General features: G+C 67.7%; 25 protein-coding genes. 13 read left to right on the top strand and 12 right to left on the bottom strand.

Annotated features, from left to right (window positions below; translation table 11 throughout):
• Nucleotides 1-136: 136 nt before the first annotated feature.
• A complete protein-coding gene (locus C5C07_RS11680) occupies nt 137-1,702 on the bottom strand; it encodes a S8 family peptidase (protein ID WP_004975265.1) in 1,566 nt (521 codons plus the stop codon).
• Nucleotides 1,703-1,897: 195 nt separating this feature from the next.
• On the opposite strand from C5C07_RS11680, the gene C5C07_RS11675 reads away from it, so the two are divergent.
• From C5C07_RS11675 to C5C07_RS11665, 3 genes are all read left to right on the top strand, one after another.
• Nucleotides 1,898-2,374, top strand: a complete 477-nt coding sequence (locus C5C07_RS11675; protein WP_004975259.1) for an NYN domain-containing protein — start codon at nt 1,898-1,900, stop codon at nt 2,372-2,374.
• Between the two features lie 110 nt (nt 2,375-2,484).
• Nucleotides 2,485-3,333, top strand: coding sequence for a TatD family hydrolase (locus tag C5C07_RS11670; protein WP_115805116.1), 849 nt, complete (start codon nt 2,485-2,487; stop codon nt 3,331-3,333).
• 139 nt (nt 3,334-3,472) lie between these two features.
• On the top strand, nt 3,473-4,060 hold the full coding sequence (locus tag C5C07_RS11665; protein WP_004975254.1) for a DUF2150 family protein: 588 nt from the start codon (nt 3,473-3,475) through the stop codon (nt 4,058-4,060).
• A 101-nt stretch (nt 4,061-4,161) separates the two neighbouring features.
• Here the strand turns inward: C5C07_RS11665 and C5C07_RS11660 are convergent, their stop codons facing one another.
• A complete protein-coding gene (locus C5C07_RS11660) occupies nt 4,162-5,793 on the bottom strand; it encodes a hypothetical protein (RefSeq protein WP_115805115.1) in 1,632 nt (543 codons plus the stop codon).
• 77 nt (nt 5,794-5,870) lie between these two features.
• On the opposite strand from C5C07_RS11660, the gene C5C07_RS11655 reads away from it, so the two are divergent.
• A complete protein-coding gene (locus tag C5C07_RS11655) occupies nt 5,871-7,763 on the top strand; it encodes a type IV pilin (protein ID WP_115805114.1) in 1,893 nt (630 codons plus the stop codon).
• A 79-nt stretch (nt 7,764-7,842) separates the two neighbouring features.
• Complete coding sequence (gene hmgB, locus C5C07_RS11650) at nt 7,843-9,180, top strand: hydroxymethylglutaryl-CoA synthase (RefSeq protein ID WP_004975237.1); 1,338 nt, start codon at nt 7,843-7,845, stop codon at nt 9,178-9,180.
• Nucleotides 9,181-9,230: 50 nt separating this feature from the next.
• Here the strand turns inward: hmgB and C5C07_RS11645 are convergent, their stop codons facing one another.
• Nucleotides 9,231-9,533 carry a hypothetical protein gene (locus C5C07_RS11645; RefSeq protein WP_004975234.1) on the bottom strand — a complete coding sequence of 101 codons (303 nt, stop codon included), beginning with the start codon at nt 9,531-9,533 and terminating at the stop codon, nt 9,231-9,233.
• A gap of 109 nt (nt 9,534-9,642) precedes the next feature.
• Nucleotides 9,643-10,350: a helix-turn-helix domain-containing protein gene (locus C5C07_RS11640; protein WP_004975230.1), complete on the bottom strand. Its 708-nt coding sequence runs from the start codon at nt 10,348-10,350 to the stop codon at nt 9,643-9,645.
• Between the two features lie 140 nt (nt 10,351-10,490).
• Between C5C07_RS11640 and C5C07_RS11635 the strand changes: the two genes are divergently transcribed.
• Both C5C07_RS11635 and C5C07_RS11630 read left to right on the top strand, forming a co-directional pair.
• Nucleotides 10,491-11,141 carry a metal-dependent hydrolase gene (locus C5C07_RS11635; protein WP_004975228.1) on the top strand — a complete coding sequence of 217 codons (651 nt, stop codon included), beginning with the start codon at nt 10,491-10,493 and terminating at the stop codon, nt 11,139-11,141.
• 78 nt (nt 11,142-11,219) lie between these two features.
• Entirely contained in the window at nt 11,220-11,798 is a 579-nt protein-coding gene (locus C5C07_RS11630) for a GNAT family N-acetyltransferase (RefSeq protein WP_115805113.1), read from the top strand.
• 54 nt (nt 11,799-11,852) lie between these two features.
• Here the strand turns inward: C5C07_RS11630 and C5C07_RS11625 are convergent, their stop codons facing one another.
• Nucleotides 11,853-12,434 (bottom strand): hypothetical protein, encoded by a 582-nt coding sequence (locus tag C5C07_RS11625; RefSeq protein WP_004975225.1) that lies wholly within the window; start codon nt 12,432-12,434, stop codon nt 11,853-11,855.
• 171 nt (nt 12,435-12,605) lie between these two features.
• Here C5C07_RS11625 and C5C07_RS11620 point away from each other — a divergent pair, with 171 nt between their 5' ends.
• A complete protein-coding gene (locus C5C07_RS11620; protein ID WP_115805112.1) occupies nt 12,606-13,781 on the top strand; it encodes an amidohydrolase family protein in 1,176 nt (391 codons plus the stop codon).
• 7 nt (nt 13,782-13,788) lie between these two features.
• Here the strand turns inward: C5C07_RS11620 and C5C07_RS11615 are convergent, their stop codons facing one another.
• Both C5C07_RS11615 and C5C07_RS11610 read right to left on the bottom strand, forming a co-directional pair.
• Nucleotides 13,789-14,436, bottom strand: coding sequence for a GNAT family N-acetyltransferase (locus C5C07_RS11615; RefSeq protein ID WP_004975221.1), 648 nt, complete (start codon nt 14,434-14,436; stop codon nt 13,789-13,791).
• Nucleotides 14,433-15,071: a GNAT family N-acetyltransferase gene (locus tag C5C07_RS11610; RefSeq protein ID WP_115805111.1), complete on the bottom strand. Its 639-nt coding sequence runs from the start codon at nt 15,069-15,071 to the stop codon at nt 14,433-14,435. The genes C5C07_RS11615 and C5C07_RS11610 overlap by 4 nt, the downstream gene beginning before the upstream one ends.
• A 198-nt stretch (nt 15,072-15,269) precedes the next feature.
• Between C5C07_RS11610 and C5C07_RS11605 the strand changes: the two genes are divergently transcribed.
• The 3 genes from C5C07_RS11605 (at nt 15,270) to C5C07_RS11595 (ending at nt 18,362) form a co-directional block, all read left to right on the top strand.
• Nucleotides 15,270-15,662 (top strand): hypothetical protein, encoded by a 393-nt coding sequence (locus C5C07_RS11605; protein WP_004975218.1) that lies wholly within the window; start codon nt 15,270-15,272, stop codon nt 15,660-15,662.
• A gap of 65 nt (nt 15,663-15,727) precedes the next feature.
• Nucleotides 15,728-17,191: a replication factor C large subunit gene (locus C5C07_RS11600; protein ID WP_115805110.1), complete on the top strand. Its 1,464-nt coding sequence runs from the start codon at nt 15,728-15,730 to the stop codon at nt 17,189-17,191.
• 109 nt (nt 17,192-17,300) lie between these two features.
• Complete coding sequence (locus C5C07_RS11595; RefSeq protein WP_004975212.1) at nt 17,301-18,362, top strand: zinc-binding dehydrogenase; 1,062 nt, start codon at nt 17,301-17,303, stop codon at nt 18,360-18,362.
• 37 nt (nt 18,363-18,399) lie between these two features.
• Here C5C07_RS11595 and C5C07_RS11590 read toward each other — a convergent pair whose 3' ends face one another.
• The 5 genes from C5C07_RS11590 to C5C07_RS11570 all read right to left on the bottom strand — a co-directional run bounded on the left by C5C07_RS11590 (nt 18,400) and on the right by C5C07_RS11570 (nt 22,178).
• Complete coding sequence (locus C5C07_RS11590; protein ID WP_004975210.1) at nt 18,400-18,630, bottom strand: hypothetical protein; 231 nt, start codon at nt 18,628-18,630, stop codon at nt 18,400-18,402.
• A 70-nt stretch (nt 18,631-18,700) separates the two neighbouring features.
• Nucleotides 18,701-19,429 carry an amino acid ABC transporter ATP-binding protein gene (locus C5C07_RS11585; RefSeq protein ID WP_115805109.1) on the bottom strand — a complete coding sequence of 243 codons (729 nt, stop codon included), beginning with the start codon at nt 19,427-19,429 and terminating at the stop codon, nt 18,701-18,703.
• Nucleotides 19,426-20,259 (bottom strand): amino acid ABC transporter permease, encoded by an 834-nt coding sequence (locus tag C5C07_RS11580; protein WP_050459615.1) that lies wholly within the window; start codon nt 20,257-20,259, stop codon nt 19,426-19,428. The genes C5C07_RS11585 and C5C07_RS11580 overlap by 4 nt, the downstream gene beginning before the upstream one ends.
• A gap of 49 nt (nt 20,260-20,308) precedes the next feature.
• Nucleotides 20,309-21,121, bottom strand: a complete 813-nt coding sequence (locus tag C5C07_RS11575; protein ID WP_004975205.1) for a basic amino acid ABC transporter substrate-binding protein — start codon at nt 21,119-21,121, stop codon at nt 20,309-20,311.
• 265 nt (nt 21,122-21,386) lie between these two features.
• Entirely contained in the window at nt 21,387-22,178 is a 792-nt protein-coding gene (locus C5C07_RS11570; RefSeq protein WP_193363460.1) for a COX15/CtaA family protein, read from the bottom strand.
• A 222-nt stretch (nt 22,179-22,400) separates the two neighbouring features.
• Between C5C07_RS11570 and C5C07_RS11565 the strand changes: the two genes are divergently transcribed.
• Both C5C07_RS11565 and C5C07_RS11560 read left to right on the top strand, forming a co-directional pair.
• Complete coding sequence (locus C5C07_RS11565; RefSeq protein ID WP_004975200.1) at nt 22,401-23,507, top strand: Xaa-Pro peptidase family protein; 1,107 nt, start codon at nt 22,401-22,403, stop codon at nt 23,505-23,507.
• 131 nt (nt 23,508-23,638) lie between these two features.
• A complete protein-coding gene (locus C5C07_RS11560) occupies nt 23,639-25,894 on the top strand; it encodes an NADP-dependent malic enzyme (protein ID WP_115805108.1) in 2,256 nt (751 codons plus the stop codon).
• The last annotated feature ends 142 nt before the right edge of the window (nt 25,895-26,036 follow it).

Here is a 26,036-nt window from a genome sequence, read left to right as displayed (position 1 = left end):
GTTCCGGTCGCATCAGCGCATCGCGAGGTTCCGCAGAACCGGAATGTGACGCCGCGCGACGCGTCGCGGGCGCGGCGGTCACCTGCTCATGAAGTCGGCTATCGGTTCGGTCCCGCCACCGAGTCGGCGGTCGCGGTTACTCCTTTTCCGTGACGGTCACGGTGTAGCTGCCGCCGCCGGAGTAGCTGTCGACCAGCACCGAGAGGTCGGCCGACGTGTCGGGGTCGTCGATGACGATCTGCTCTTCGCTGTCCGTGGTCCACGAGCGGTAGTCGTACGACCCGGTCGTGGGGCACGTCCCCGAGCCCTCGTTGACGTAGAGGTCGAAGTCGGCGCTCGACGGCCCGCTGAGGTCGACGACGACCTGCGACGGCGAGCCGTACTCCCACGCGTAGCTCCAGCAGTCGGAGTCGGCCGACGACGACAGCGAGTCGTCGATGGTCGAGGTGGTCGAGTCGCCGCCACCGCCGCCACCGCCGCCGCCGCTTCCCGGCTCGGTCGTGACGGCGTTCGCGGCGTCGACGCGGCCCGCTCCCTGTTCGTTCTCGGAGAGGCCGACGTCGACCGCGGTGTTCTTGAGCTGGCTCCGCAGGTCGGCCGGCGAGAGGTCGTAGACGGCGAGCGTGAGCCCGGCGACCCCCGAGACCACCGGCGTCGCCATCGACGTGCCGGAGATCTCCTTGTACTCGGTATCGGTCGTCCAACACGAGAGGACGTTCGTCCCCGGCGCGGCGAGGTCGATGTCGGTGCCGTAGTTCGAGTACGACGCCAGCGTCTCGTCGGGGTCGAGCGCGGAGACGGCGACGCACTCGCTGTAGGCGGCGGGGTACGACACGCTCCCGCTCCCGTCGTTGCCGGCGGCGGCGACGACGAGGCTCCCCTGCTGGGTCGCGTACGACACGGCGTTCTTCATCGTGGACGTGTAACCGCCCCCGCCGAGCGAGAGGTTGATGACGTCCGCGCCCTGGTCCGCGGCCCACTCGATGGCGTCGGCGATGTCGCTCGTCGAGCCGCTGCCGGACTCGGAGAGCGCCCGCCCCGAGAGGAGCGAGGAGTCGCTGATACCGCCGATGCCCTCGCTGTTGTCGGTGGTGCCGGCGGCGATGCCGGCGACGTGGGTTCCGTGGTACTCGTCGGCGAGCACGTCCGGATACGGGTCGCCGTCGGCGTCGACGAAGTCCTGGCCCTTGTCGGAGCCGAACTGCGCCGAGAGGTCGGGGTGGTCGTACTTGACTCCCTGGTCGACCACGGCGACGGTCACGTCGGCGCTGCCGAGCGTGGTGTCCCACGCGGTGTCGGCGTTCACCTGCTGGGGCGCGTACTGACTGCCGTACTGCGGGTCGTTCGTCGTGTAGAGCGCCTGGTGGGTGACGTTCTTCTCCGCGTACTTCACCTCGTCGCGCTTCGTGACCGCCGAGATGAAGTTCTCGCGGGCGCGGTCGGCGGCGACCGACGGGAACTTGACCGCCACGTAACTGAGGGTCTTGTTCTCGTGGACGACCGTCGCGTTGCCGGGGACGTGCTTTTCCACGGCCTTGCGCGGACTGTCGGCCGTCTTCGAGACGCCGACGAGAATCTCTTCTTTCTTCGGCCCGGGGGACCGACCGGGCGTCGCGGTGGTCACGCCTGCCGCGCCGGTCAACCCGGCGGCCGCGGCGAGCTTCAGGAAGGTTCGTCTGTCGAAGTTCGGTGTGCCTGCCATGGGCACACATGACTCGGGAGACCGTGGCAATATTTGTTAGCTTGACTGAAATTTCAATTTCAGCCTGTTCTTCAAAGGGGATTCGGAACGAATCCGTAAACCAAAATAAATCCTCGACAGATTCCCGAATCGTCGTTCCTGCTTCGGTCGACCCTCCCTCGAAATTTATAAACCCGAAACCGGGCGAGGTGGTGTATGGACCTCCTGCGGCGGTTGGTCGGTCCCGACGGGCTCCCGTCGGGCCGAGTGGCGCTCTTCGTGGACGGGCCGAACGTCCTCCGCGACGAGTTCGACGTGGACTTAGACGACATCCGGGCGGCGGCTCGCTCCCTCGGCGGACAGGTGAGCGCGGCGCGGCTCTACCTCGACGAACACGCCACGCCGGGGCTGATTCAGGCGGCCGAGGCGCGCGGCTTCGAGGTCGTCGTCACGAGCGGCGACGTGGACGTGAAGCTCGCGGTCGACCTCACCCGGTACGCCGTCGAGGACCGCGCCGACGTCATCGCGGTCGCCTCGCGGGACACCGACTTCAAGCCCGCCTTGGAGACGGCCAACGCCTACGGCCTGCGGACGGTCGCCATCGCGCCCGGGAGCTACGGCCGCTCGGACGCGCTCCAGAACGCGGCGACCCACGCGATGACGCTCGACGAACTCGCAGAGGACGGCGACTGAGTCGGGCGACGACCCGGTCGACCCCGATACGATCCGACTGCGCCTGACTCAATTCGACACGACCGACCGCGAACGGTTCGCTTTTTCCTCCCCCGACCGACCAGTCGTCCATGCAGGAGTTCGACACGCCGGTCGTGGACAACCACCTCCACCTCGACCCGGACCACGGTCGCGGGCTGGAGGCGGTGAAGGATTTCGCCCGGAGCGGCGGCACGCACCTCCTCGTCGTCAACAAGCCCTCGTGGCTCCTCGGCCACGAGGTCGAGACGGGCGAGGACTTCCGCCCGGTCTTCGAGACGACGGTCGAAGTCGTCCGCGAGGCCTCCGAGCTACTTCCCGGACGCGCGTGGCCCGTCCTCGGCGTCCACCCCGGTCTCGTCTCGAAGCTCGTCGACGACCGCGGCTACGACCCCGAGGCCGCCCGCGACCTGATGTGCGCCGGCCTCGACACCGCCGCCGAGTTCGTCCGCGAGGGCGACGCGCTCGCGCTCAAGTCCGGCCGCCCGCACTACGAGGTCACCGACGCCGTCTGGGAGGCCTCGAACGCCGTCCTCAGACACGGCCTCGACCTCGCCGCGGACTGCGACTGCGCGCTCCAACTCCACACGGAGTCGACGACCGACCTCTCGGACGTAGCCGAGTGGGCCGACGAGCGCGGCGTCCCCGGAGAGCGCGTGGTCAAACACTACGCGCAGGGCCACCTGACCGGCGGCACGCCGAGCGTCATGAGCGACAAGGACCGCCTCGAAGACGCCGCCGAGCGGGGCGACCCGTTCCTCATGGAGACCGACTTCATCGACGACCCCGACCGCCCCGGCGCGGTGATGGGGCCGAAGACCGTCCCCCGGCGCGTCGGTTGGCTTCTCGACGAGGGGCGCGAGGACGCCATCAGGAACGCTCACGTCGAGACGCCCGCGCTGGTCTACGGCGTCGACACCGAAGCGACGCTCGACCGATAGGGACTGTCGGGCGGAGCGCGGAACGGCCGCCGAGACCGGCGCACGAGTCGAATTGCGCCGTCTTCTCCCACGTCGAGCCCTCGCACGGTCACAAGCAGGATAAGAAAGGCATTTGAGTCCGGCACGGGAGGTTGTAGGTATGACCGAGGCCGAGGAACGATACTACTCGCCGGAACGCTGGCAGAACTGGTTGACGCGCGTCGAAGAAGAGGACCTGGACCTCGAAAGCGAGGAGACCGGCCGTCTTCTGATGAACATCCAGAACGACGCGGCCATCGCCATCGCCAAGATTCTGACCGCCTACGACGACGACACGCTGGGCGAAGAAGAGGCGCTCGACGAGCTCTCGACCGTCCACGACATCGTCATGGCCGAACCCGAGTTCGAGTCGGAGAACGAGGAGGCCGAAATCCTCATCGGGAGCGTCCAGACGAGCCTCTCGTGTGCCTTCTTCGCCGCCGAGGAGTTCATCGTCGCCGGCCCCGCGGAACTCGAAGACGACATGGACGCCTACATCCGCGCCGCCGCGGACGCCGAGGCCGCCGACGACCTCGACAGCGCGCTCGGCTACATCGTCCAGGTCGGCACCCGCGTCATCGACGGCGACGACCTCGACATCGAGGTTCTCGACGAACTCGAATTCGGACTCGTTACCGAGTGGGTCAACGGCCTCGACAGCCTCCAGAGCGGCCTCTCGGAGCCCGAAGTCGTCGAAGAAGAAGACTGAACTCGGCCTCTCTCGCGCTGCTTTTCGTCTCGCTTTTCGTCCGCTGAGAGCGCCGGAATCTCCCGGACCCGCTCCGACCGTTTTCCGACGGCGAGCCCCGGCTACGGGACCGCGACGAAGTACGTCGCGAACTCGCCGTCGTCGAACTGGACGGTGAGGATGAAGAAGTCGCCGTTCGCGTTCACGCCGCTTGGGGCGAACGTCACCGAGACCGGGGTCGTCTGATTGCCCTGAAGGGTGACGGCGTTCGACCCGAGCGTGTACTGCTGTCCCCCGATAGGTTGCTCAGGTGACCCGTTGAATTCGACGCCGCTGGCGAACTTGTTGTTGCTATCGGGGTAGTGGAACGAGACCCGGAAACTGGTGATTGTCCGCGTATCTCCGGTGTTGTTGAGTCGAATTTCGACCTCGTTGCTCGGGCCGACCTCGCTCGCGCCCTCCAGAACCACGTCGCCCTCGTAGTCGTTCGGAGGATTAATCTCTCCCGTCGACCCGTCGTCTCCCGCGCCCGTGCCGCCGCCACCGCCGCTCCCGTTGACCAGCGGGACGGTGTAGGTCGTCTGCTCGATCGCCTCGACCGTCCCGTCGCCGTCGAGGTCGCCCGACGCCCGGACGGTTATCGGTCCATCCGCGTCGCCGGCGGGCGTGAACGCGAACCCAGCGCGGCCATCGTCGGTCGTTGTGATGGTCCGACTCGTCGGTGACGCGTCGCCTTCGGTAACGGTGAAGTCGATACGCTCGCCCTCGACAGGGTTGTTGTAGCCGTCGCGAGCCTCGACGACGACTCCGGTCGACTCGCCGGGCGCGGCGGAGGCTCCCGTCGTGACCGGGACGAGGTACTGTCCGTCGGGACTGGCGACCGTCGACGCGGCCGACGAGGACGACAGCTCGACCTTTGCGAGCCGGAGTTCGTAGGTGTACGAGCCGTTCAGGGTGACGCGGACGAGGCTGTTCGTCGGGTCCGCGCCGTCGCCGAGGTCGGAGACGGCTTTCACCCGGACGTTCTCCAGCAACCGGTCGGCGGTCGGAGACCGACTCCACGCCGTCGCGTTCGACCCCACCGGGACAGTTAGACTGATGTCCTCGTCGGACTCGTTCGTCACGGTCACCGTCCGCGCGGCCGACGAGATGGGCGCGACGGTCAGCGGGGTTCGGGCCGCCGTCTGGCCGATTCGTCCGTCGACGGAGACGACGGTGATTCGGTTCCCCGAGACGAGCGTCTGTCCGCCGAGCGGGACCACGTTCGCACCGGCCTCGCGCTGGACCGACGCGCCGGAGACGGTAATTGGCGTGCCATCGAACTCGTTGTAGCTCGGTGAGTAGCGTAGGACCTTGCTCTCGTAGGTGCGGGCCCCGCCGTCCCAGAGCGTCCGGACGGCCTCGGGCTCGCCGTCGACGGCATCGACACCGGCGATAGTGACGTCCCGCGAGTCCGTGAGCGCGAGGCTCCCCGTCGGCGGGCCGGGGTTGATGAAGACGACGCGCGGGCGGTACTGGACGCCCGTTTGAACCGTGACCCCCGACTGCACTCCCCTCGTCGCGGTCGCGAGCACGTCGTTGTGGAGCGACACGAGGTCGTCCGAGGCGTCCAGATAGGCCCCGAACTCCGTCGCTTTCGTCTGCTGGGGAACGACCGTCGCCTGGTAGAGCGACAGGCCGATGACGAGGAAGCCGAACAGGAGAATAGCGCCGACCTGAACCGCCTGCCCCCGTTCGCTGTCGAGGAGTTCCATTGGGGTGGTCAACTGGTCGGACTGATAAAGGTCTGTTGCCGCGTACGTTTTTATGTCGCACCCGCCTGCGTTCAGTCGTGCAGGTCGCTTCGCGCGCACAGAGCGAGACGGTCGGGATGGTCCTCCTGTTAGGACTCGTCGTGGTGGTCGTCACGGTCGGGGGCGTCGCCGCGCTCGCCGCTGTCGACGATTACCGAGACGACGCTCCGTTAGTGGAACTCGACGTGACCGTCGACGAGTCGAACCTGACGCTCGCGCACCGCGCCGGCGACACCCTCCGTGCCGGCGACGTGGCCGTCATCACCCGAAGCGAGGACACGACGACCCGGTACTCGCTCGGGACTGACGGTGACATCAACGGGCGAGCGGCGACGACGGAGTCGCTGTTCGGCCCCGGAGACAGCTGGCGGCCGGCCGCCCCTGTCGGATTCGACGGGAGCGACCCGTACCTCGTGTTGGTCGTCCACGAACCGAGTAACACCGTCATCCACCGCGCGGAGCGGACGCTCGGCGCGGTCACGGAGACCCCAGGTCCCGCGCCGACGCCGCGACCGACGACGACGAGTCCGCAAGCGACCACCACGTCCACGGCGACGACAACTTCGACGACCGCAACGACGACCACGGCCACGACCACTTCGACACCCCCGGAATCGACCGCTATCAACGGGGTGCACGTGGAAGACCGGACGACCGACTCCGGCGGTGCCGGCTACCGCGTGGACTACGACGTGGCCGCGGGTCCGGACTTCGACCGCGTCCGCGTGACCTTCGAGAACCTCGATTCGTCGTGGGCGACCCAGACGGTCACTGAGACGAACGCCCGAGGCTTTGCGACCTACGACATCGGGGCTGGCGTCGGCGACCGCTACCGAATCACGGTAGCGGCGCTGGACGCAGGCGGCAACGTTCTCGACTCGCGAACCATCTCGGACGTTGCCGACGGCGACAACCCCGACGCGAACACGGGGCTCCCCGAGTCGAACGACCCAAAGATTCGCGGTGCCGCGCTCATCGACCTGACGCAGGAGGGTGCGGCGTACGAACTGAACTACAACGTCACGAACGCCTCGAACCTCTCGGAGATTCGCGTCGAGTTCGACAATCTCGACGCGCCCTCGGCGACCGCGGAACTCAGCGGGACCGCACCCCGCGGGACCATCGCGGGCTACTCGGCGTACGACGGGACCGAAGGCGACGACTACGAGGCAGTCATCCGCGTCTTCGACGAGGACGGCGTACTCGTCGACCGCCGGGTCATCTCGGACGTGGCTGACGGCGTCGACCCCGCCGGCAACGACGACCTGACGCGGGCGTCCAGCCCGTCGTTCGCGGGGACCATCATCGACGACCTGAGCATGACGCAGGCCGACTACGAGGCCTCGTACAACGTCACCGACTGGGCGGAGTTCGGCCGCGTCAGGCTGTGGGTTTCGAACGTGGACGCGTCGTACGCCGAGGGAATCTACGAGAGCCCGGACCCGCGGCACACCATCGAGGACTTCGCCGCCGAGGACAACGGCGGGACTTTCGGGATGACCTACCACATCCGGCTTCAGTTGCTCGACGCCGACGGCGTCGTCGTCGACGAGCGCATCGTGACCGATGACGCGGACTGGACCGACCCATCCGGAAACGACGGCCTCTCCCGCGCGGGAAGCCCCGCGCTCGACTCGGTGTCGGTGTCGGACAAGTCGAATACGAATCAGAATCAGGTTCGCTACCGGGTCGACTACGAAGTGGTCGAGACGAGCGAGTTCGCCGAAGTTGAGGTGTACTTCCGCAACCGCCAGCAACCGCAGGCCAGCGGAGTCGTCCGAAGTGCCGCGACGAGCGAGAACAACCTCGAATACACCGAAACCTACGGGACCGGGAACACCTACGACATCGAGGTCCGCGTCGTGGACGACGACGGTATCGTGGTCGACCGATACGTCCTCTCGGATATCGCGGGCGACAAGAACGCCTGACCGCTCGTCGCCTATTCTTCGACAACCGACGTAACTCACCATCGACAAAACCTTATCCCTCGGTTCTGTAGCATCGACCATGACTTCCGTCGGCATCGACGCCATGGAGATTTGGACGGGCAAACTCGTGTTAGACCTCCCCAACACCTTCGCGCCGGTGAAGGGCGAAGACCCGGAGAAGTACACGAAGGGCCTCGGTCTCCACACGTCGTCGTTCCCGGACGTGTACGAGGACATCGTCACGATGGGTGCGAACGCCGCCAAGCAACTGATGGACCGAAAGGGGCTCACGCCCGCGGATATCGGCCGCATCGACGTGGCGACCGAGTCGGCGTTCGACAACTCCAAGCCGGTGTCGACGTACATCGCCGGCTGTCTCGAACAGGTGTACGACGGCGACTTCCGCCACGCGAACAAGGGCGAGCGCAAGTTCGCCTGTATCGCCGGCACCCAGAGCCTCGACGACGCCTACAACTGGATTAAGGCGGGACGCAACCGCGGGCGCGCGGCGCTCGTCATCGCCACCGACACCGCCCTCTACGAGCGCGGCGACCCCGGCGAGGCGACGCAGGGCGCGGGCGCGGTGGCGATGCTCATCGACGAGGACCCGGACCTCGTCGAACTCTCGACGGAGCAGGGTTACGGCAGTATGGACGAGACCGACTTCCTCAAGCCGAATCAGCAGTTCCCCTCCGTGGACGGCAAGCGCTCCATGCAGGTGTACCTCGCCCGCATGCGCGAGGCGCTCGAAGACTACGAGAGCGTCGCGGGCCGCACGCACCCGGACCTCTTCGAGTACATCCCGTTCCACACGCCGTTCCCCGGCATGGTTCGGAAGGCGGCGCTCCTCGGGTTCCGTCACATGACCCGCGACACCGACATCGAAGACGACCTCGAAGCCGAAATCGGCCGCCAGCCCCGCGAGGAGGACTTCGAGACGTGGGACGACTACGAGGAGGCCATCCGCGGCTACATGGACGAACTGAAGACGACCGAACAGTACCGCGACTGGTACGGCCGCGTCATCGAGCCGACGCTCGACATCTCCAGCCGCGTCGGCAACTGGTACACCGGCTCGGTCCACATCGCCCGACTGTCGGCGCTCATCGCCGCCGCCGACGAGGGGAAAGACATGACCGGCAAGCAGCTTCTCGTCGGGTCGTACGGCTCCGGCGCGCAGGCCGAGATTCACGCCGAGACGGTCCAAGAGACGTGGCTCGACGAAATCGAGGCCGTGGACGTGGACGACCAGCTCGCGGCCCGAACCGAGATCTCCTTCGACGACTACGAGCTCATCCACGACGTGCACAACCACGAAAAGGAGATCGAGGTCGAGGAGTTCACCCAACCCGAAGCCGAGTTCGTCTTCACGGGCTGGGGTCGGATGAACGAGCGCCGCTACGAATACGTGGAGTAGCGGGGACCGACCACACGAGCGAAGCGAGTGCGGAGACGAAGCGCAGGTCGTTAGAACGACCGCGCCTGTTCGGGGAGTATCGACCACGAGTCAGCGGGGTCCGCGCCCCGGTCGTCGTAGAACTTTCTGCCGATGTAGTCGTCGCTCACGCTTCCGAGTATCGTGTTGTACAGGTCGGCGGCCGATTCGTAGGTCTCGGCTCCGAGGGGGTCGAGGATGGCCTCGACGGTCTCCGCGTCGTCGACGTTCGGCGCGGTCACTTCGATGTCGCCGACGCGTTCGAGTACGCGGTCGGTCGCAACGGGGTATTCGAACGCCGTTTCGAGGTGCGATTGGAGGTCGCGAATATCCATGGAGTGACATCGTCGCGGCCGCCCTTCGGCTTTTTTCGCCCTCGGACGGACACTCTGGAAATTCGAATCGAATCGGAGAGAACGGGAAAATCGAGTTGCGACGGCGGACTCAGGGAAGCTTCCGCAGGTCTTCGAGCATCTCGTCTAGGTCGCGGTCGGTCACGGCGAGCGCGAAGCCGTCGATAGTGGCGAGCGCGGGCGCGTGCTCCCAGAGTTCGTCCTCCGAGAGGCCGTGGAGGACGACGGCGTTCGGCGTCGGCGTGACGACGCGCATGGCGACGAGCGGCGACTCGCCGCGGGTGACGCCGGTGAAGACGAGCGCCCGACTCGTCGACTGGCCGTAGAGCCGGTAGAACTCCTCCGAGGAGAGTCGCGTGATGGCCTGGATACTGTTGATGACGGTGTGGCCGCTGATGCGGTCTTGGTCGCCGTCGACGATGGGCGTCGCGCCGATGGCGTCGTAGAAGCTGTCCAGCGGAATCGACGTGGGGTACTCCCGGAGGTCCTGGACGATGTCGCTCTCGAAGCCGGCCGAGAGGACGCGGGCGTACTGCCGGATGCGACTGCCGCCGCGGGCCTCGTCGATGTCGAGAAGCGCCTCGACCATCCGGCGGATGACGCCGATGCCGGGGCTCTCGCGGCGACCGCTCTCGTAGTCGGAGACGACCGACGACGACACGTCCAACTGCTCGGCGAGCGCCGTCTGGGAGATGTCGAAGTCGGTCCGCCACTTCCGGAGCGTCGCGCCGGGGTCGTCCGAGAGGGTAATCTCGCCCGCGATGCGGCGGGCGAGGTCGTCGCGCGGTGCCGCGGTCATCGCGAACACCTCGGTCCAACCGAGGAGTGAGTCATGGGACAACGTGCGTGAGTGTCCCGCAAAAGGGTGTCGAAAGTGGTAGTCGTCGCCTGACGAACCCCGTGGGAACCCTGAAGGTCGTCGCCCGACCACTACGCGGTATGCCATCGACCCTCGTCCACGTCGCGGTCGGCGGACTCGTCGGTGCCGCCCTCCTCGGTCGCTGGTTCGACGCCCGCTCGGTCGGCGTCGCGCTCGCCGCCGCCGCGGTCCCCGACCTCGACTCGTTCACCAGCACGCTCCTGCCCGGCAGCCACCGCGCGCTGTTTCACACGCTCTTGTTTCCGCTCGCCCTCGCCGCCGTCGTGGCCTACGACACGCGGGTTCGTGACCCCGAGCGCTCCGCGATTCGCGGTCGGTGGGGCGCTCGCGGCGTCGTGGTCTCGTGGGTCGGCATCGCCGCGCTCCTCTGTGGGGGTATCTTCCCCGACCTGTTCACAAACGGCGTCAACGCCTTCTACCCGCTGCACGACGCGTTCTACTCGATTAGCGGGCGCGCCGAGTGGTCGAGCACGCGCGGGTTCGTCCAGACGTTCGTCGAGCTACGGCCGGCGTCGGCGTCGCCACCGCCGACGACGGAGACGCTCCACTACAGCACCGTCGTCGACCCCTCGCCGGGCGCGGAACCCGAGAACGTCGAGCGGGTCGCTCCGCTGGCCTCGTCGGGGACGGAGTTGATGCTCATCGTCCTCGGTGCGGGCGTGGTCGGCGGTCGGCTCCTCTCGGAGCGCCTGCGCGGGCGGACGGAGTGAGTCGTCGGAACGGGACGGGGGAGCGGCCGCGGCTCGCGACTCCGAGCGTTCATAACCGATGGCGACGCATCCGCGTCCATGAGCGAGACACCCGACGGCGTCGAGGTGCGACCCTACGAACCGGGCGACGCGGCCGCGTTCTGGGAACTGAAACGCGGGTTCGAACTCGGCATCGGCGAGGGAACCGGCGGCGACGACAAGCTCACCACCTACGAGGCGAAGCTCACCGACGACTACCGCGAGCGCTACCTCTCGTGGGTCGAGCGCTGCGCGAGCGACGACCCCGGGTGCGTCGTCGTCGCGGAGGCGGTGTCGGGCGACGGGGACGGTGATGGCGGCGTCGAGAGCGACGGCGATGACGGCGACGACGACCGCGGCGACGACGCGACTCTCGTGGGCTACGCCTTCGCGCTCCCCGAGGAGATGACGTTCATCTGGGACGCCGCCGTCCTCAACGAGCTGTTCCTCGACGCCGACTACCGCGGCACGGGCGTCGCCGACGAACTCATGGAGGCCGTACTGGACCACGCGCGCTCGCAGGACCTCCCGTTGGACCGAATCGTCCTCGACGTGGACGAGGCGAACGACCGGGCGCGGGCGTTCTACGACCGCTACGGCTTCGACCACTGGGGCGAACTCGTCGCTCGCGACCTCTGAGTCGAAGAACGCGAGGAGCGGAGAACGGAGATTCGAGCGCTCGGGCAGGCGCGACTACCGGAGCGCCGTGGCCGCGAGGCCGCCGACGGTGCCGAGAACCGCGGGGTACGCGACGCCCGCGAGGAGCGCGGACGTGACCGGGTCGGGGCTGACGGCCGCGTCGCCGACGGTGACGGTGAAAAGCGCGATACCAGCGAGCGCGAAGACGAGGTAGCCGACGGTGGTTCCCGCGCCGGCCAGCGCGCCCGCCCGCGTCGAGGACGCGCCGCTGACGACGGCCGCGAGCGCGCCCGCCGCGAGGAGCGCGACCACGGGCGCGACGTAGAGCACCGGCGAGAACGCCTCGACGCTCTCGATGAGGTTCGCGGAGGAGGTCGTCCCGAACAGCCCGGGGAACGTCGTGGTCACGCCGTGGGCGCTCATGAACACCCAGCCGACGACCTTCCACGTCGAGATGTCGGAGCCGAGGGCTTCGAGCACCTGGCTGGCCGTCGAGTTCTCGATGGTCGAGGAGGTGAGGAGGTAGGTCACGAGGTAGCCGAAGAGGGCCGCCCCGAGACCGGCGACGCCGCCGCTGCCGACCGACCGAAGCGTCGATGGTGTGGAACCGCGGGTCGATTCAGGTGTCGTTGACATCGTGTCGGAAGCGATTGTCGTTCTCCCGTAAATGTCTCGTGGCCGCCGTGAGAGGGCCTCTCGCGGTACGCGATGCCGATACGTGATGGCGGCGACGCGTCCAGCGACCGCCCGACGGCCATCGAATACCGGAGGGTCACGTTCAAGTCTCACCGTGCGATAGCGACGGGCATGTTACTTCGGGGCCCACGGGTGATTCGCGGCGACCGCGTCATCGACGAGGCGGACGTTCGAACCGACGCCGAGACGGGGCGAATCGAGGCCGTCGGCGACCTCGACCCCCGCGGGGACGAGCGAGTCGTCGACCTCGCCGGGAAGACGGTCACCCCCGGACTGGTGGACGCGCACGTCCACTTCTCCTTGTCGGGCGAGCGGAGCGTCGAGGACGTGGTCGGCATGTCCGACGCCGAACTCACGCTGGTCGAGGCGCGAAACGCTCGGAAGACGCTCGAAGCGGGCGTCACGGGCGCTCGCGTGATGGGCGCGCGAGACATCGACGTGGCGCTGAAACGCGCCATCGACGCCGGGGACGTGCCCGGTCCGCGGACGGTCGCCAACTGCCGGTCGATAACGATTACCGGCGGCCACGGCCACCACATGGGCCGCGAGATAGACGGGGCGACCGAGGCCCGAAAGGCCGTCAGAGAGCAGGTGAAACTGGGTGCCGACTTCATCAAGTTCATGACGACCGGCGGGGTGACGACGCCCGGCAGCGACCCCGGCGCGGTGGCGTTCACCGAGGAGGAGCTCCACGCGCTCGTGGACGAGGCCCACCGGCGGGGTGTCCACACCGCGACCCACGCCCACGGCGGGGAGGGCGTGAAAGCGGCCATCCGGGCCGGCGTCGACACGGTCGAACACGGGACGTTCCTCGACGACGAGGCCATCGACCTGTTCTTGGAGCGCGACGCGACGCTCGTGCCGACGCTCTCCGCGCCGTACCACATCGTCCGCAACACCGAGGCGGCGACGAAGGAGGACGTGGCGAAGACTGAGACCGTCTACGAGCGTCACATCGAGTCGTTCAAACTGGCCGCCGAGGCCGGCGTCCGCATCGCGGGCGGCACCGACGCGGGCACGCCGTTCAACTTCCACGGCGGCAACGCCTCCGAGGTCCAGTTCATGGCGCAACACGCGATGGAGCCGCTGGACGCCATCCGGGCGATGACCGAGACGGCCGCCGACGCGGTCGGGCTGGACGACTGCGGCGTCGTCGAACCCGGCGCGTACGCCGACCTGCTCGTCTTCGACGACGACCCGCTGTCGGACCTGACGGTGCTGAACGACCCGGCGGCGGTCCTGAAGGGCGGCCGCGTCGTCGCCGGCGCGGTCCCCGGCGGAGAATAAGTCGGGGTCAGCGAACGTCGTCGGGGTCGACGTCCCAGCGGAACTCGGCGTCGTAGTCGCCGCCCGTCGCGTCGAGCCAGTCCTCGCGGGAGACGCTGTAGCGGAGTTCGTCGGCCGGGTCGCCGTCGATGACGATGCTGTTTCGCTCGCGGCCGTCGAGGCCGCCGCCGAGCGCCGCCGTGTACTTCTCGATGGCGCGCTGGGACTTTTCGTTGTCCGCGACGTGCGACACCGAGACGACGTCGAGGTCGAAGGCGTCGAACGCGAGCGCCGCCAGCGCCGCGGCGCGCTCGCCCGAGTAACCGCGGCCCCAGTGACGCGGCCGGAGCCACAGGCCGAGTTCGCCCACGCGGCGGTCCCACTCGGTGTGGAGGCCGCCGAACCCCGCAATCTCGCCCGCACCTTCCTCGCCCTCGCGCGGGATAATCGCGTAGTCGGCGCTCTCCGCGTCGGTCCAACTCGACTCCCCGCGGTCGAGAAAGTCCTTCGTCACCTTCGGCGTCTCGTGGCGCGACCACGGCATGTACCGGGTCACGTCGTCCATCTCGGGGGCCGAACACAGGTCGTAGGCCTCGTGGACGCCGACGTGCTTCGGGCGGCGGGCGACCAGTCGGAGCCGCGGCGTCTCGACGACTTCGGGAAAGAGCTCGCTCACTCGCGACCCTCCCAGCGGAACTCGGCGTCGTAGTCGCCGCCCGTCGCGTCTTCCCACTGTTCGCGGGTCACGGACCAGCCGCGAACGTCGCGCGGCGTCCCGTCGGCGTCGACGGTTTCGTTGGGGAACAGCCCGTCTTCCTGCCCGCCGAAGCGGTCGGTGTACTTCTCGATGGCTCGACACGACGCCTCGTTTTCGGGCATGGCGTACGCGAGCGCGACCTCGAGGTCGAGCACGTCGAAGACGGCGGCGAAGAACGCGGCCGCGCGCTCGCCCGAGTAGCCGCGGCCCCAGAACTCCTTTCGGAGCCACATGCCGAAGACGGCCCGGCGCTTGTCCCACTCGGGGTTGAAGCCGGCGGTGCCCGCGAACTCGCCCGCGCCGTCCTCGCCGTCGCGCGGGAAGACGGCGTAGATGGCGTTTTCGGCGGACTCGTGGCCCTCTTCGGCCTGTTCGAGGAAATCCAGCGTCTCCTTGGGCGTCTCGTGGGGACCCCACGTGACGAACTCGGTCTCCTCTTCGATGGTGTCCGACCGCGAGGCGGCGAAGTGCTCGTACGCGTCCAACGGGTCGACGACCTCCCGCGACAGGGCGCGGAGCCTGAGCCGCGGGGTCACGATTTCGTCGGGAAACATGGAACGGAGTCCACTCGGAGGGCGCTAATAAGTTTTCTGAACATTGACACGTGTCGGCACGGGACAGTGTCCGGCGAGCGGTCGCGACCAGCGGAGCAGTCGGATTCGAACACGTTCCGGTCGCACACACGTTCTCCCGCGCGAGAACGCGGAGATGCGTATTTGTGGCCGGAGCGCGTCTGACAGAAGGGAGTCGCTATGGACTGGGAGCGAACGGTCGGCGGCTACGCGCTCGTCATGGGAGCCGTGACGCTCGCTATCTGGGTGTTGACCGTCGAGCGCGGACCCGTCATGGAACCGCGGACCGACCCGTTCGCGCTGTTCGCGTCGCTCGTGTTGGGCGGGCTGACCGGCGTGTCGCTTCTGGCGACGGGCGTCGGACTCGTTCGGAGCCAGCTGTGGGCGCGGCCGCTCAGCCTCGTCGCCTTCGGTCTGCTGTTCGCCGGCGTCATCGACAGCGCCGGCTACTACGCCGGTGTCGGACGAGTCGGCGTCGTCGTGGCGCTGTTCGTCGTCTGTCTCACCACGCTCGCGGCGCTCGGGTGGTCGCTCGTCGACGCCCGGAACCGGGCGCGGCGGGCGGCGTGGTGAGTCCGCGTCCGACCGGCGCGCGGCGCTCCGCAACCACTAAACGCGCCTCGGTCCTCCTTCCGGTAATGGTAGATTGGACGGAGAAGTACCGCCCATCGACGCTCTCTGAGGTCCGCGGCAACAACAAGGCCCGCGACGCCCTCGCGGAGTGGGCCAAGACGTGGGACGACCACCGGGAGGCCGTCGTCGTCCACGGGAGCCCGGGCATCGGAAAGACCTCCGCGGCCCACGCGCTCGCCGCCGACATGGGCTGGGAGACGGTCGAGCTGAACGCGTCGGACCAGCGGACCGGCGACGTCATCGAACGCTTCGCCGGCCGCGCCGCGAAGAACGCGACGCTCGCCGGTTCCTCCGCGGGCACGTCCACCCGGCAGTTGGTCATCCTCGACGAGGCCGACAACATCCACGGCAACTACGACCGCGGCGGGGCCAGCGCCGTCACCCGGCTCGTCAAGTCGTCGAGCCAGCCCATCGTCCTCATCGCAAACGAGTTCTACGACATGAGCCGCGGGCTTCGGAACGCCTGTCAGGAAATCGAGTTCCGCGACGTGTCCGCCCGCTCTATCGTCCCCGTCCTCCGCGACATCTGCCGCAAGGAGGGGCTGGCGTTCGAGTCCGACGCCCTCGACCGCATCGCCGAGATGAACAGCGGCGACCTGCGGTCGGCCGTCAACGACCTGCAGGCCATCGCCGAGGGCCGCGAGAAAATCACCGAGGAGGACGTGGTCATGGGCGACCGCGACCGATCTGTCGGCCTGTTCGAGTTCCTCGACGCCGTCCTCAAGGAAAAGTCCGCACAGGAGGCGCTCTACACCGCCTACGACGTGGACGAGACGCCCGACGACCTCACGAAGTGGGTCGAGGACAAGGTCTCGCTCGTCTACGAACCCGACGAACTCGCCCGCGCCTACGACTTCCTCGCCAACGCCGACCGCTGGCTCGGCCGCGTGCGCGCCACGCAGAACTACTCCTACTGGCGCTACGCGACCGACAACCTCGCCGCCGGCGTCGCGGCCTCCCGCGACCGGACCCGCGGCGGGTGGACGCGCTACGGCGGCGCACCCTACCGCTCGACCCGCGACAAGACCCGCGACACCGTCGTCCGGAAAATCGCGGAACAGGGCGGCTTCAGCATGGCGACCGCCCGCCGCGAAGTCCTCCCGTACCTCTCGGCTATCACCCACCACTGCAAGCCCCGCGAGCTGACCGTCGCCATGGCCGCCTACTACGAGTTCGACGAGTCCCACGTCTCTTTCGTCACCGGGAGCGGCGAGACGACGAACAAGGTCCAGTCCATCGTCGAGGACGCCGGCGAACTCCGGGAGGAACTGGTCGAAGCACACGCCGGCGGCGCGTTCGCCGGGATGGAGGACGTGGCCATCGAGGGCGACGCCGCGGCCGCCGAGGGCGATGGTGGCGGCTCCGACGACGTGCTCGACCGGGACGCCGACGCCGACGAGTCGACCGAGAGCGACGAGTCCGACGCCTCGACCGACGACGGGCAGTCCGGCCTCGACGACTTCTTCTGAGGGACCGTTCGCTGCGTCCCCGCGCGATTCCGCCGCGTTTCCACCGCTTCCCGCCGCCCGAGATTGACGCCACGCGGAGCTTTTTGGGGCCGCCCGACGAACCGCGCGTATGAGAGCCGCAGTCCTCCGCGAACACGGTGAACCGCTCGACGTGACCGAAGTCCCCGACCCGACGTGCGACCCCGACGGCGTCGTCGTCGAGGTCGAGGCCTGCGGCATCTGCCGGAGCGACTGGCACTCGTGGATGGGCCACGGCGAGTGGGCAAACGACGCGGTTCCGTCCGGACAGATTCTCGGTCACGAGCCCGCGGGCCGCGTCGTCGAAGTCGGCGAGCGCGTCGAGACAATTGCGGAGGGCGACCGCGTCGCCTTGCCGTTCAACCTCGCGTGCGGTTCGTGCGGCTACTGTCGGACCGGCCACGGCAACGTCTGCACGGGCGACCACCCCAACGCCCTCGGCTTCGAACTCTCCGCGCAGGGCGCGTTCGCCGACTTGGTGCATCTCCCCTCCGCCGATTACAACGCGATTCGGCTCCCCGAGGGCGTCTCGCCGACCGACGTGGCCGCGCTCGGCTGCCGGTTCATGACCGCCTACAACGCCCTCGACGCCCGCGCCGGTCTCCGCGCGGGGCAGTGGGTCGCCGTCCACGGTTGTGGCGGCGTCGGCCTCTCTGCGATTCAGGTGGCGAACGTCCTCGGCGCGCGCGTCGTCGCCGTCGACGTGCGCGACTCCGCGCTGGACGCGGCCGCCGACCTCGGTGCGGACGCCGTCGTCAACGGCTCCACGGAGGACCCGGTCGAAGCCATCCGGGGGCTGACCGACGGCGGGGCGCACGTCTCGCTCGACGCGCTCGGCGTCGCGGAGACCTGCCGGAACTCGGTCCGGTCGGTCCGGCCGCGGGGCTCGCACGTGCAGGTCGGGCTGACGACCGAGGCCGAAAAGGGGAACGTGTCGCTGCCGACCGACTGGATGACGAGACACGAGGTGTCGTTCCTCGGCGCGCGCGGGATGCCGCCGACGAGCGCGGACGACCTGCTCTCGCTGCTCGCGTCGGACGCGGTCGACCCCGGGTCGCTCGTGACGAAGACCGTCTCGCTCGACGAGGTTCCCGAGCGGCTGGCCGCGATGACCGACTACGACACCGTCGGCGTCGAAGTGATGGTTCCGTAAAACAGGGCTGTCGTCGGTTCGGACGCTCGGTGCCGGCTCAGGGCGTCGGCGTCGGCGCTCGACGTTCTTCGGTCGCCTCGTCGTCCAGTCCGCGCCAGACGACCTCGCCGCAGTCCGGGCAATCGAGTCGGACCGTCCGGCCGTCGTGCGTCTGTTCGGGCCACTCGTCGATACCGGCGGCGCGACCGCAGGTCTGACAGAAGAGAACGGCCTTGGTGTGTTCGCAATCGGGCGGTTCGTGACTGAATTCGCGGGGAGCGTAGTTCATGCCGCAGCAAGCGGCGTTTCGGGGGATAAGCTTGTTGGAAGAATCCGGGTATGTGCCCGGCTACCCCGGCTCAGAGTAGCTTCGAGAGGAACTGCTTGCCGCGGTCGGTCTTCGGGTTCTCGAAGAACACCTCGGGCGGCGAGTCCTCGACGACTTTGCCGTCGGCCATGAGGACGATGCGGTCGCCGACCTCGCGGGCGAAGCCCATCTCGTGGGTGACGACGAGCATCGTCATGCCCTCCTCGGCGAGGTCGTGCATCACGTCGAGCACCTCCCCGACGAGTTCGGGGTCGAGCGCGCTCGTGACCTCGTCGAACAGCATCACGTGCGGGTCCATCGCGAGCGCGCGGGCGATGGCGACGCGCTGTTGCTGGCCGCCGGAGAGTTGGTTCGGGTAGGAGTTCGACTGCGCGCGGAGGCCGACGCGGTCGAGCAGTTCGTCGGCGCGGCGCTCGGCGTCGCCTTTCTTGAGACCCTTGACCTTCGTCGGGGCGAGCGTCACGTTCTCCCGCGCCGTCTTGTGCGGAAAGAGGTTGAAGCTCTGGAACACCATGCCGATGCGCTGGCGCAGGCGGTTGATGTCCGCGTCCTCCGCGGAGATGGACTGGCCTTCGAGTCGAATCTCGCCGTCCTGAATCTCTTCGAGGCGGTTCGCACAGCGAAGCAGCGTCGATTTCCCGGAGCCAGACGGCCCGATGATGACGCACACTTCGCCCTCTTCGACGTTCAGGTCGACGTCTTTCAGGACGTGTGTGTCGCCGAAGTACTTGTCAATCTCGTCGAATTCGAGGAGACTCATCGGCGGTCACCTCCCCAGTCGGCGCGGGCCTCGAGGTGGTTGACGATTTTGCCGAGCGGAATCGTAATCATGAGATAGGCGATGGCGACGAGGATGATGGGCGTCCACGGGTCGAACGTGGTCGAGTTGACGTTGCGGAACGCGCTGATGAGTTCCGGGATGGCGATGACCGTCAGAAGCGACGTGTCCTTCACGAGGATGACCTGGTCGTTGCCGATTGCGGCGAGCGCGTTACGCCACGCCTGCGGGAGGACGACCTCGCGCATGCCCTGCACGTAGGACATCCCGAGCGAGCGGGCGGCCTCCATCTGTCCCTCCGGGACGGCGTCGATGCCGCCGCGGACGGCCTCGCCGACGTAGGCGGCGTGGTTGAGCGTCAGTCCGATGATGGCCGTGGGGTACCCCCAATCTGAGATGGGGAACTGCCCCGGCGGCCAGAACGCCGGAATCCCGACGTAGATGACGAGCAACTGGAACAGAAGGGGCGTGCCCCGGAAGAACTCGACGTAGGCGGTCGCAACGGAGTTCGTGAACTTCGTGTTCGACACCCGACCGAGTCCGACGAAGACGCCCGCGGTGACGGACAGCAGGCTCCCCACGAGGACGATGCCGAGCACTCGCAGGAACGCGTTGACGAACTGCGGGTGGATAATCTCCACGAAGAGTTCGAAATCGACCTGCGTGAAGATAATCGCCGCGATGAACCCGCCGACTCCGAGCGTGAATAGTCCCGCGACAGCCGCCCCCAGTCGCCTGAGCGTTTTGTCGTTCAAAAACTGCTCTTGGTACTCACCGTCGCCGGTTCGCCCCTCGGAGTAAGATTCAGCCATTGGTAGTGTTTCTCACGGTAGTGGGATAAAAAACGCGTCCTGGTTCGGGTTACCCGGAGAAGTACTCCGAGTAAATCTCGTCGTACGTCCCGTTGTCGCGGATGGTCTGGAGCGCGCCGTTGACCTCCTCGCGGAGGTCGTCGTCGTCCTGCCGGAAGCCGATGCCGTACTCCTCGACGGTGAGGGTGAGGTACGGCGGGGCGTTCTCCTTGCCCTGTTCTTCGGCGGCGCCGGCTCCCTCGAGGAACCGGACGTTGTCGCTCTGCTCGACGAACGCGGCGTTGACGGTGTTGTCGTTGACGACCGCGCTGACCTGGTTGTTCCGGAGCGCGTCGAACGCGCCGGTCACCTGGTCGTAGCTCTGAATCGTCAGGTCGCCGCCGAACTCCTCTTTGAGGCTGGTCGCGGCGCTCTCGCCGGTCGTCCCCTTCTGGACGCCGACGGTGACGCCCCGGAGGTCCTCCTTCGAGGAGATGTCGCTCTGGTTGAGGACGATGACCGTCTGGTACGCCGTGAAGTACGGGTCCGAGAAGTCGATCTGCTCGGCGCGGTCCTCGGTGATGGTCATCGCGGACATGATGACGCGGAAGTTCCCGTTGTTGAGCGAGGGGATGATGCTGTCGAAGCTCGTCTTCTGGAACTCGTGTTCGTAGCCGAGTTCGTCGGTGAAGACGGCCTGCGCGATGTCGACGTCGAAGCCGACGAGTTCGCCCTCGGTCGTCTCGTACTCGAACGGCCGGTACGGGATGTCCGAGCCGATGGTAATCGTCTCGCTACCGCTGCCGCCGCCGCCGAGACAGCCGGCCAGCGTGAACGCGGCCGCGGCCCCGGCGGAGCCCTTCAGAAAGGTGCGACGTTCCATAACAGCCCTCAGGTAGCACAGCCCCGTATAACACTTCTTCGGTCCGTTCGTCAATTCGTTCCGATATTGACGAAAAATATCCGGGAATTGTGTAGATGGGTGGGATATATCTCCAACCGCGAAACGTCGTCACCCCTTCGTTGGTCTCGGATTGTCGTACAACTTCTGGCAATACTGTTGTAAATATTGCCTCGATTAGTACGAGTATTGAAGGCATCTCCGACACCCGGGCGAGCGCACGACAGATCTGGTTGCGGTCCGCTCGTCAGTCCGCGTCGTTCGTCGCGCCGGCCTGCGGTACCGGAAGCCCGCCGCGGACGAGCACCGCCGCGCCGACGACGAGGACGAGCGCGAGGACCGTCCCGCCGAGGTGGGCGAGTTCGAGCGCCGGGCCGTACACCTGCCGGCCGGCGATGAGGAGCGCGACGACCACGACGCTCGCGGGCGCGGTGACGAATCTGAGCCGGCCGTAGGCGTCCGCCCGCGGGCCGTGGGCGGCGTTCGCCCAGAGAGTGACCGCGAGGAGCGCGGCGTAGGTGGCGAGGCCGACGACGTAGTAGACCGCTTGCGTCGTCGGGCCGAAGGAGACGAACGCGTGGGGCGCGAGGACGAGCATGACGGGCGCGCCGACGAGCGCCAGTCTCACCGCGTCGGCGATGCGGGGGATGCCGCGGTCGACGAGCCCCCACGCCGCGGCGGCGACGACGGCGGTGAAGATGGAGGTCGCGACCACGTAGTGGGCGGTGAGGATGACCCACTCGTACTCGGTGACGGTGAGCGCCCCGAGGACGATCTGGAACGGGAGGATGACCGTGGCGACGACGAGCGCGTAGCGGACGCCTTTCGCGACGCCCTCGCGCCACGCCTGCACGGTCGTCCCGAGGATGAGGAAGCCGGTGAGCATGGCGACGAGGCGGTGGAACCACTCGATGAAGCTGCCCCAGTTGGCCGGGAACAGGCCGAGGAAGCCGTCGCAGAACGGCCAGCGCCCGGCGCAGGTGAGGCCGGCCCCCGAGGCGGCGGTGTACACGCCGAGGACCATCAGGACGCCGGTCATCGCGGCGGCCCCCGCGAGGAGGCGGCGAAGCCGAGGTGTCATACGCGTGCCTCAGGACCGCGCGAACTTATATCTCGTCGGTATGGTCCTCGAAGGCGTCGCCCCGGAGCGCCGCCCCGTGGCTGGCACCGGTCGGAACCGGTCGGCTCCGGACGCCCCGACGGGCTTCGTCCCACTTGTCCGAGCCGTCCCATTCAAGTCGGTTCGGTTGGACGCGCGAACATGGACGAGCGACTCGAATCCCGAGCGGACCGACTCGATGGCTACCTCGACGACAACGGCCTCGAAGCGGTCTGGTTCGCCCGACCGAACTCCTTCGCGTGGCTCCTCGGCGGCGACAACGTCGTCGACCGCGACTCGCCTTTGGGCGTCGCCGCCGCCGGCTACGACGGCGACGAGTTCCACGTCGTGACGGACAACATCGAAGCGACCCGGCTGCTCCACGAGGAAGTGCCCCACGAGGACGTTCGCGTCCACCGCTTCCAGTGGTACGAGGGCTCGCTGGCGTCCGGCGTCGAGGCGGTCTCGCCGACCCCCGCCGCCGCCGACTTCGACGTGCCCGGCTTCGAGGACGTGGACGCCGCGGCCGTCCGCCAGCCGCTTTCCGACGCCGACATCGAGGCCTACCGCGAACTCGGCCGCGACGCGGCGAGCGCCGTCGAGCGGGTCTGTCGCGAACTCGAACCGGGCGACACGGAACACGAGGTCGCCTCCGGTCTGAAAGTCACGCTCAGCGCGATGGGTATCGAAGCGCCGGTCGTGCTCGTCGGCAGCGGGCGGCGGGTCCAGAAGTACCGCCACTACACGCCCAAACAGGAGGAACTCGGCGACTACGCGCTCGTCTCCGTGACGGCCCAGCGCGGCGGCCTCTACGCGAGTTGCACGCGCACCGTCGCGTTCGACGCGCCCGAGTGGCTCGAAACCCGGCACGAGGGGGCGATGCGGGTCGAGACGGAGGCGCTGGCCGCGACCCGAAAGGCCGCCGTGGAAGGCGGCACCGCCGGCGACGTGTTCGACGCCATCCGTGACGCCTACGACTCGGTCGGCGAGTCCGAGGAGTGGCTGAACCACCACCAGGGCGGCGCGGCCGGGTTCGCCGGCCGCGAGTGGTTCGCCACGCCCGACGCCGACGACGAGGTCCGCGCGCCGATGGGTTACGCCTACAACCCGACCATTCAGGGGGCGAAAAGCGAGGACACGGCGCTCGTCACCGACGAGGGCGTCGAAGTGCTGACCGCGACCGGTCGCTGGCCGACCCGGACCGTGACCGACGCCGAGGGGACCGTCGAACTCGAACGCCCGGAAATTCTTCACATCGAAACGGAGTAATTTTTCGAGCGGAGCGGCGTCGATTCGCCGTCCCGACCTCGCCGCCGTCCGGTGAGGATTCGACTATTGTCGAAGTCAAAATTCGACGTTGTTGAATAGCTTTTTGCCCCCTGCGTGAGGACGTGTGGGTCATGGGACTGGACGACGACTCACGGGAATATCACAGACAAGACCCGCCCGGAAAAATCGAGATTGCGACGACGAAGCCGACGAATACGCAGCGCGACCTGAGCCTGGCGTACTCGCCGGGCGTGGCCGCGCCGTGTCTCGACATCGCGGAGGACGAAGACGCCGCCTACGAGTACACGGCGAAGGGCAACCTCGTCGGCGTCGTCTCGAACGGCTCCGCCGTCCTCGGGCTGGGGGACATCGGGGCGCAGGCGTCGAAGCCGGTGATGGAGGGCAAGGGCGTGCTGTTCAAGCGCTTCGCCGACATCGACGTGTTCGACGTCGAACTCGACATCGCCGACGTGGACGACTTCGTGGCGGCGACGAAGGCCATGGAGCCGACGTTCGGCGGCATCAATCTGGAGGACATCAAGGCCCCGGAGTGCTTCGAAATCGAACGACAGCTCCGTGAACAGATGGACATCCCCGTGTTCCACGACGACCAGCACGGCACGGCCATCATCTCTGGCGCGGCGCTTCTGAACGCCGCCGACATCGTGGACAAGGACCTCGACGACCTCGACATCGTCTTCTCCGGCGCGGGCGCGTCCGCGCTCGCGACGGCGCGGTTCTACGTCTCCCTCGGCGCGAAAAAGGAGAACATCACGATGTGCGACTCCTCGGGCATCATCACCGAGTCGCGCGTCGAAGCGGGCGACGTCAACAAGTACAAAGCCGAGTTCGCCAAGCCGGTCGACGAGGGCTCGCTCTCCGACGCCATGGAGGGTGCGGACGTTCTCGCGGGGCTCTCGGTCGGCGGCGTCGTCAGCCAGGAGATGGTGCGGTCGATGGCCGACAACCCCGTCATCTTCGCGATGGCCAACCCGGACCCCGAGATCACCTACGAGGACGCGAAAGAGGCCCGCGAGGACACCGTCATCATGGCGACCGGGCGCTCCGACTACCCGAACCAAGTCAACAACGTCCTCGGGTTCCCCTTCATCTTCCGCGGCGCGCTCGACGTGCGCGCGACCGAGATTAACGAGGCGATGAAGCGCGCGGCCGCCGAGGCGCTCGCCGAACTCGCCCGACAGGACGTGCCAGACGCGGTCGTGAAGGCCTACGGCGACCACCCGCTCCAGTTCGGTGCCGACTACGTCATTCCCAAGCCGCTCGACCCCCGCGTGCTGTTCGAAGTCGCACCCGCGGTCGCGCAGGCGGCGATGACCTCCGGCGCGGCTCGCAAGCGCCTCGACATGAACGCGTACCGCGAGCGCCTCGAAGCCCGGCTCGGGAAGTCCCGCGAGATGATGCGCGTCGTCCTCAACAAGGCGAAGTCGAACCCCAAGCGGGTCGCCCTCGCCGAGGGCTCCAACGAGAAGATGATTCGCGCCGCCTACCAGATGCAGGAGGAGGGCATCGCCGAGCCCATCCTCGTCGGGAAGACGACGACGATTCTGCGCAAGGCGGAGGAGTTGGGCCTCGACTTCGACCCGACCATCGCCAATCCCCGCGACGGCGAGTGGGACCACTACGTCGACCGCCTCTACGAGCTTCGCCAGCGCAAGGGAATCACGAAGTCCGAAGCGGAGGAACTCGTCCGCCGCGACTCGAACTACTTCGCCAGCGTCATGGTCGAGGTCGGCGACGCGGACGCGATGCTGACGGGGCTGACCCACCACTACCCCTCGGCGCTCCGCCCGCCGCTCCAGATTATCGGCACCGCCGAGGACGCGAACTACGCGGCCGGCGTCTACATGATGACGTTCAAGAACCGCGTCGTCTTCTGCGCCGACACGACGGTCAACCTCGACCCCGACGAGGAGATTCTCGCGGAGATTACGAAGCACACGGCGGAGCTGGCCCGCCAGTTCAACGTCGAACCCCGCGCGGCGCTGCTCTCGTACTCCAACTTCGGGAGCGTCACGAACGAGGGGACGCGCAAGCCCCGCGACGCCGCGGCGCTCCTGCAGGACGACCCCGCCGTTGACTTCCCGGTCGACGGCGAGATGCAGGCCGACACCGCCCTCGTCGAGGACATCCTCGAAGGCACCTACGACTTCGCGGAGCTCGACGACCCCGCGAACCTGCTCGTCTTCCCGAACCTCGAAGCGGGTAACATCGGTTACAAGCTCCTCCAGCGCCTCGGCGGCGCGGAGGCCATCGGTCCGATGCTCGTCGGCATGGACAAGCCGGTCCACGTCCTCCAGCGCGGCGACGAAGTCAAAGACATCGTCAATCTGGCGGCGACGGCGGTCGTGGACGCGCAGGAAGAGTAACGGACCCGAGCGAAGCGAGGGATTTTTTGGTCCAGCTTTTTCCGGGGAGGGTGAGCGGAGCGAACCCGAACCGAAAAAAGCTGGTCGTTCGAGCTGGCGGCGACGGCGGTCGTGGACGCGCAGGAAGAAGAGTAACGTAACG

Origin of the sequence: Haloferax sp. Atlit-4N (genome assembly GCF_003383025.1) — an archaeon.
Taxonomy (GTDB): Archaea; Halobacteriota; Halobacteria; order Halobacteriales; family Haloferacaceae; genus Haloferax; species Haloferax gibbonsii.
Note: the sequence above shows the minus strand (reverse complement) of the source record. Positions and strands in the feature narration are given on the sequence as shown.

Excerpts from the sequence above, each read along its gene's own strand:
- C5C07_RS11610 (WP_115805111.1), bottom strand. The coding sequence starts at position 15,071 with ATGTTTCCCGACGAAATCGTGACCCCGCGGCTCAGGCTCCGCGCCCTG.
- C5C07_RS11635 (WP_004975228.1), top strand. The coding sequence starts at position 10,491 with ATGCCATCGACCCTCGTCCACGTCGCGGTCGGCGGACTCGTCGGTGCC.
- C5C07_RS11560 (WP_115805108.1), top strand. The coding sequence starts at position 23,639 with ATGGGACTGGACGACGACTCACGGGAATATCACAGACAAGACCCGCCC.
- C5C07_RS11645 (WP_004975234.1), bottom strand. The coding sequence starts at position 9,533 with ATGGATATTCGCGACCTCCAATCGCACCTCGAAACGGCGTTCGAATAC.
- C5C07_RS11675 (WP_004975259.1), top strand. The coding sequence starts at position 1,898 with ATGGACCTCCTGCGGCGGTTGGTCGGTCCCGACGGGCTCCCGTCGGGC.
- C5C07_RS11580 (WP_050459615.1), bottom strand. The coding sequence starts at position 20,259 with ATGGCTGAATCTTACTCCGAGGGGCGAACCGGCGACGGTGAGTACCAA.
- hmgB (WP_004975237.1), top strand. The coding sequence starts at position 7,843 with ATGACTTCCGTCGGCATCGACGCCATGGAGATTTGGACGGGCAAACTC.
- C5C07_RS11565 (WP_004975200.1), top strand. The coding sequence starts at position 22,401 with ATGGACGAGCGACTCGAATCCCGAGCGGACCGACTCGATGGCTACCTC.
- C5C07_RS11680 (WP_004975265.1), bottom strand. The coding sequence starts at position 1,702 with ATGGCAGGCACACCGAACTTCGACAGACGAACCTTCCTGAAGCTCGCC.
- C5C07_RS11620 (WP_115805112.1), top strand. The coding sequence starts at position 12,606 with ATGTTACTTCGGGGCCCACGGGTGATTCGCGGCGACCGCGTCATCGAC.
- C5C07_RS11590 (WP_004975210.1), bottom strand. The coding sequence starts at position 18,630 with ATGAACTACGCTCCCCGCGAATTCAGTCACGAACCGCCCGATTGCGAA.
- C5C07_RS11630 (WP_115805113.1), top strand. The coding sequence starts at position 11,220 with ATGAGCGAGACACCCGACGGCGTCGAGGTGCGACCCTACGAACCGGGC.
- C5C07_RS11640 (WP_004975230.1), bottom strand. The coding sequence starts at position 10,350 with ATGACCGCGGCACCGCGCGACGACCTCGCCCGCCGCATCGCGGGCGAG.
- C5C07_RS11670 (WP_115805116.1), top strand. The coding sequence starts at position 2,485 with ATGCAGGAGTTCGACACGCCGGTCGTGGACAACCACCTCCACCTCGAC.
- C5C07_RS11605 (WP_004975218.1), top strand. The coding sequence starts at position 15,270 with ATGGACTGGGAGCGAACGGTCGGCGGCTACGCGCTCGTCATGGGAGCC.
- C5C07_RS11660 (WP_115805115.1), bottom strand. The coding sequence starts at position 5,793 with ATGGAACTCCTCGACAGCGAACGGGGGCAGGCGGTTCAGGTCGGCGCT.
- C5C07_RS11575 (WP_004975205.1), bottom strand. The coding sequence starts at position 21,121 with ATGGAACGTCGCACCTTTCTGAAGGGCTCCGCCGGGGCCGCGGCCGCG.
- C5C07_RS11665 (WP_004975254.1), top strand. The coding sequence starts at position 3,473 with ATGACCGAGGCCGAGGAACGATACTACTCGCCGGAACGCTGGCAGAAC.
- C5C07_RS11625 (WP_004975225.1), bottom strand. The coding sequence starts at position 12,434 with ATGTCAACGACACCTGAATCGACCCGCGGTTCCACACCATCGACGCTT.
- C5C07_RS11595 (WP_004975212.1), top strand. The coding sequence starts at position 17,301 with ATGAGAGCCGCAGTCCTCCGCGAACACGGTGAACCGCTCGACGTGACC.
- C5C07_RS11585 (WP_115805109.1), bottom strand. The coding sequence starts at position 19,429 with ATGAGTCTCCTCGAATTCGACGAGATTGACAAGTACTTCGGCGACACA.
- C5C07_RS11600 (WP_115805110.1), top strand. The coding sequence starts at position 15,728 with ATGGTAGATTGGACGGAGAAGTACCGCCCATCGACGCTCTCTGAGGTC.
- C5C07_RS11570 (WP_193363460.1), bottom strand. The coding sequence starts at position 22,178 with ATGACCGGCGTCCTGATGGTCCTCGGCGTGTACACCGCCGCCTCGGGG.